The sequence below is a fragment of the Bacillus sp. AFS073361 genome (genome assembly GCF_002567005.1).
In the GTDB taxonomy this organism is placed as follows: Bacteria; Bacillota; Bacilli; order Bacillales; family Cytobacillaceae; genus Neobacillus.
This window is the reverse complement of record NZ_NUZU01000089.1, coordinates 1-427: the sequence shown is the minus strand read 5'-3', so window position 1 is coordinate 427 and position 427 is coordinate 1. Positions and strand designations below refer to the sequence as shown.

General features: G+C 43.8%; 1 protein-coding gene. It reads right to left on the bottom strand.

The genetic code is table 11. The annotated features are described in order from the left end of the window. Positions 1 to 365 (bottom strand): aldo/keto reductase (locus COJ96_RS25460; RefSeq protein WP_142333061.1); only part of this gene is annotated, 365 nt, incomplete at its 3' end. Between the last annotated feature and the right edge of the window lie 62 nt (positions 366 to 427).

Genomic DNA, 427 nt, shown 5'->3' with positions numbered 1-427 from the left:
AGATCGATGTATTCAACACCTAGGCGCAGTAGGGTATCCTCAAGGAAATTCTTTACTGTATGAGGGTGGTTATCACTCTTTCGATGACTCTTGCCCTGAGAATGGAGCTTGCCATCGAATTTTACTGAAATGAACACATTTTCCCGTTGGATTCCTTGGAATGCTTCACGTAGAAGTAATTCATTGTGTCCATCGCCATAGAAATCCCCTGTATCAAAGAGTGTAATGCCTTCCTCAAGCGCTGAGTGGATTGTTGCAATGCTTTCGCTACGTTCAGCATTACCATATAGCCATGACATCCCCATACAACCGAGACCAATCTCAGAAACCAGTGGACCGTTATGACCAAGTGCTCGTTTTTTCATTGACACATTTCCCCCTCGGCAGTCTAAGTGATCCAATCTGTAACCAATTTCGTTCTGAAATC